Source organism: Microcoleus sp. B3-D2 (genome assembly GCF_036705345.1).
In the GTDB taxonomy this organism is placed as follows: domain Bacteria; phylum Cyanobacteriota; class Cyanobacteriia; order Cyanobacteriales; family Microcoleaceae; genus Microcoleus.
In genome coordinates this window covers 1-4,830 of record NZ_JAUBUG010000145.1, presented here as the reverse complement: position 1 = coordinate 4,830, position 4,830 = coordinate 1, and the positions used below count along the sequence as shown (strand labels likewise).

The following is a 4,830-nucleotide window of genomic DNA, read 5'->3' as shown; positions in this document are numbered from 1 at the left end:
AATAGATAGTCTAGATGGAAGCTCATAACGGTAAATGTATTATTAGGTACATTTTACACCATAAACTCAGGAGAGCCATTACGAAATTTATGAATCCAAGGGGCTGGTATAACTGATGTCGATCGCCTGACGGGGTGCCTAGCAAGTTGAGATACTTGCTAGACAAGGTTTTGAGTTGAGCTATCTCAAGAAAGATGCTCGATCGCGATCGTCACTTTATAGGGTCGGGATCGTAGAGAATGAGGAAGCATTGTCAATAAGTTTGTCAAGAAGCCATGATTTTTTCAGGAGTGGGGTATCTTACTCTTTTTGAGACTAATACCCCCATTCGCGATCACCCCGATCGTATTTAACTTGTTCAGCATGGCTGTAGTCTCAGTGAGTGCGGTTTTTGTCACGAGGTCAATGCGTGCCACCAACACTACCCCCCGGCAACAAGATGCAACCAGCAGAGCATCTATCATCCCTAAAACAGGAGGTGCATTCAGCAGAACTAAATCATAAGTCTGCTCAAACTCTGTCATTAATCTTTGCATTTGAGGAGAACTTAACAGATTCACTGGATCATTCGGTATTGACCCGGAAGTCAAAATATCAATATATAGGTCTGATGATGGAACATAACTGCGTCTTGGCACTGTAGCGTTACTTTCCAACAGAGTTGAAAGCCCATAATCATTAGGAAGATTGAGCTGTTTATGCAGCATGGGCTGACGGAAATCAGCATCAATTAGCAGTACCCGTTGATGTAGACGGGCAGCACTAATTGCCAAACCTAATGCGATTGTTGATTTTCCCTCACCATCCAATGCTGAAGTAATGATTAAAGGACTGAATGTCGAACCAGAATTTTGAAGTTGAATATTCTTATAAATTCGATCCAAGGATTCCCAAGCAGGTGGACTATGAATTACTTCAATCGTGCAAGACGCCATATTTTCCGGCTTGCCGAAAGGTAGCTTGATGATTGGTTCGCTTGCCCAAGCGGCGGAAGCTTGCTGGTTGCCGCCGAACAGTAGCTTAATAATTGGTTTGTTCTTCTTGACCTGCGGTAGCTGTGGAGTCATTCCTAGTAAAGGCAAGGGAACCAGTTTTGTTAACTGCTCCGAGCTATGAACAGAATCATCCAACATATCGCGAGCAAAAGCCACTGCCACACCCAAGAACAACCCAACTACGATACCTAGCATAATGTTCTGCTGTTTTTTGGAAATACTCTTTTTACCGGGTTGCGGTACTTCGACCACTTGCCAATCAAATCCACCTCGGGCAATTTCCAGGCTTAAGTCCTGCCGTGCTTTCTCTAACTGTTGAAATGTTTCACGCTTGAGTTGTATCTCTGTTTGTAGACGAGTGTACTTAGCCAATAGATTAGGAAACCGATCGAGTTCTACACGGAGCTGCTGCTCTTTTTTTGCCTGTGATTCGTCGCGTGCACTTAAGCCCTTTAAGTTGGTCTGAACCTCCAGAAGCTTAGTAGCGATAGTTAAGTCAGTTGTACCGAGTTGCCTTTCTTTCAAAAGGCTTTCTCCCGTACCGGGGAGCTGAGCAGAAACTTCTGGTGTAGCACGTTGCCCTTCAGCTTGCAAGAGACTTAGTTGCTTGTTGCGCTCCGAGAGTAGCTTTTGAATAACTGGGTTTTTGTCAGTGAAGCGTATTCGTTGCTGGGCGATAGCTAAATCTGTCTTTTGGATTTCGTTGAGTAAGGCTTGATAACGAGAAGACTGACTTAGCCGTGCTGCAACGAGCGCTTCCTGCGGAGAACTAGCAAGCTGCTGCTGCAAAGAGTCGTATTGAGCCTGAAGATCCCTTTTAGTCGCCTGGTTTGCCCGTCGCTCCTGCTGAATGTTGTTAATTGCCTCAGTCAGAGCTTTTGCTTGTACTTCAGGCTCAATCAGATTTTGATTTTTGCGAAACTCTTCTAATGTTGCCTCAACTTGAGCAACGTTCCCACGCACCTGTGGTAATTGTTCATCAATGAAGGCAAGACCTTTAGTTAAACGTAGTCTCTGCTGTTCTCGGTTGTAATCCAGATAAACCCGTTGCATTATTTGTAGAACTTTCTGGGTTTGAGTCGGATTATTAGCCGTGTAGGTTACTTCAAAAATCTTAGTCTGGGTGTTTGCCTTCTCATCGGCTACTTGATTGACGGCTAAGGATTTTTTAATCTCCTCTACCTCGATATCTGGGTACTCAGGGCGAAGTAATTTTACCGCCCTTTGGATGAGCAGAGAACCTTGCATCAGACTAAGTTGAGTAGCATTGTCTATCTCAACATTAGAATCAGCAAATTGATTCTCTGTTTTGCTGCCTTTTTTGCCTTGATAATTAGATTCTACTAGGAGTTGCATTGAGCTTGTATAGGTAGGCTTTTCCCTCAACGCTTTTACAGTGACAGCAGCCAAGACAATACACAAGACACTTAGCAACCAAAAGCGCCTGCGGATTAAAACTGCAAACAGTTCTCCATAGCCCGCTTCTGTTTCAGCAATTGAGTTGATATTGTTTTCAGTCACTTCTACGCCTCCATCCTAAACCTATTGAACCAAATATATTTATGGCTGATGACGGTCGCAAACTTCCTCAATAACCCCCTCTACTTTTTCAAAGAAAGCTTCCTCGGAAAAGTTACCGATCGCATGGTCTCGAATTTTTTCGTAATCCCATGCAATCTTACTGGACTCAACTACTGCTGTGTGAATCGCTTCAGGTGTCTGTAGATTGAAAAAAATACCAGTCTTACCTGGTATTTGAGTATCTAAGACGCCACCCTTACCATAGGCAATTACAGGCGTTCCACTAGCATTAGCTTCTACGGGAACTAAGCCATAATCTTCGAGGGCAGCAACAATAACACAACGAGCTTTAGACATCAACTGACTCCGTTCTGTATCGCTGACATGACCTAGAAATTTAATATTTTTTAAAGCTCTCGACTCAAGACGCTCTCGCTCGGGGCCATCACCCGTGATTAATAATGGCCATCCCAGCCAATTGAATGCTTCAATAATCACATCGATACGTTTGTACCCAACAAGACGAGCTGAGGTCAAGTAAAAGTCCTCCTTATTTTTAGAAAAAATAAATTTATTGATGTCAATGGGATAGTTAATAACCACTGATTGCTTTCCATAAAATTGCTGGATACGACTGGCAACTGTGCTGGAATTAGCAATGTAAAAGTCAGGTCCCTGAGCAGAATCTAGATCGGCTTTTCTCATCCGCTGAAAAATCGGTTCTAGCATACCAGAAAGATTTCGATAGGTAGCATAGTCTCGAAGATAAGTTGTGGTATCCCACAAAAAACGGGTGACATTGTGACAGAAACAAATATGTGTTGCTCCGGATCTTTTTCGCACAGCTTTAGCAAAGCTCGTGGTACTGCTGATAATCAGATCGTAGTCTTTTAGATCCAAGGCTCGAAAGGCTGAAAAATAAAAGGGAGCCATTAGCCTAAAATTCTTACTTGCCCCTGGAACATTCTGAAGTACAGTTGTGCGAACTTCACGTTCGCCTAGATCAATAGTTCGTTTAGGTTCGTAGAGAGACGTGAAAATATCAGCATCGGGGTAGTGTTTACACAGCAATTCAAATACACGCTCTGCCCCACCGGGTTGTGTTAAGTAATCATGGACTAAGGCAATTTTCATACTACTTCCTCTATTTGAAAGCGTCCGACACTGACGATGCCGTTGTGCAAATACTTCTTGTTCCACCGTTCTTAGCTCGCATCATCAATTCAACCAGATAACGGAAGCACCAAGGTAATTCGCACCGAGAAAGTTGGTTACAGGCTAGACAAACGTCTCGCAATCGCCCGATACTGCTTCAGTTGGATCATCAGTTTTCAATTTTGTTGACGAGGCGTATAAAAGTCCTGATCATGAACACGAGGGTTACATCGCTTGCGCTTAGGCGGAATTACTGGTGTCTTGCCTTGTACATGAAGTCGATTACTTACCTATCCCTTTTCAATAAATTTCATTTTGCATTGACTGATAAATGTTGCTGATACATTTAATATTTTTTGAATTTTAGAACAAGGCATCCCCTCAATCCACATCATTACTCGCAAAGCTCGCTTCAGTTCTCGCTTAGTCGGGGTTGCTATCGATAAACTCACTTAACTTTTTTAAAGGTTGTTGCTCACACATATTGTTTTTTTCACTGAGATTCAGTATGCAAGTATTATACTCCACAACCATTATAAAGTATAAATTTTTGTGAATCATTTAGGATTGCTATATATCGCTGTTACTTTACACAAAATTTATAAAGACCATAGTCCGGACAGTTTTTCTATGGCTGAAGGGCTTATGCTCTAGGACTTTGAGCCACTGTGGATAATTAAATCAATGTCCTCTCCACCCCTGACGGGCATTTAATTCGACTTTTTTATGATCCTTGCCCTGTAAAGCTTGTATTCTCGTAAGGATTCAGGTCTTTGATTGGGGAATCAGAGAAGGCATGAAAAAGTTACAAGAATGGGCAGATAGAGCATCACGGAAAAAAGCCATTGCGCGAATACCTTGAAACCGACAAGTCTGAATCACAGATAACAAATCAGCAGTTTGTTCAAATCGAGACATGGAGCGGGAACCGCCCGATACTTTACGTTTAGTCACGGCTAGTCTCAAAGAACGTTCTGCCAAATTATTGTCAGGGGGAATTTCAGGGTGGTCTAAAAAATACCACCATTGGTGCGCTTTCTCACGCAACGAGCGCAGCAACAGTCCAGCAGTATAACCAACATGACCAATCCAAGTATTTAACAATTCTGCCAGTCGGGTCTTAAAGTCCCTCGCCCAAGTGTGATAATCGAGTTCTTCA

Annotated in this window: 3 protein-coding genes; all 3 read right to left on the bottom strand. The window is 42.8% G+C overall.

The features are described from left to right. Positions 1-284 precede the first annotated feature (284 nt). Positions 285-2,516: a polysaccharide biosynthesis tyrosine autokinase gene (locus tag QUB14_RS28085; protein WP_333221449.1), complete on the bottom strand. Its 2,232-nt coding sequence runs from the start codon at positions 2,514-2,516 to the stop codon at positions 285-287. 39 nt (positions 2,517-2,555) lie between these two features. Further along, complete coding sequence (locus QUB14_RS28080) at positions 2,556-3,650, bottom strand: glycosyltransferase (RefSeq protein WP_333221451.1); 1,095 nt, start codon at positions 3,648-3,650, stop codon at positions 2,556-2,558. Between the two features lie 786 nt (positions 3,651-4,436). Next, positions 4,437-4,830 (bottom strand): IS66 family transposase (locus QUB14_RS28075; RefSeq protein WP_333221453.1); only part of this gene is annotated, 394 nt, incomplete at its 5' end.

Coding starts and splice junctions, on each gene's coding strand:
- QUB14_RS28080 (WP_333221451.1), bottom strand. CDS start 3,650: ATGAAAATTGCCTTAGTCCATGATTACTTAACACAACCCGGTGGGGCA.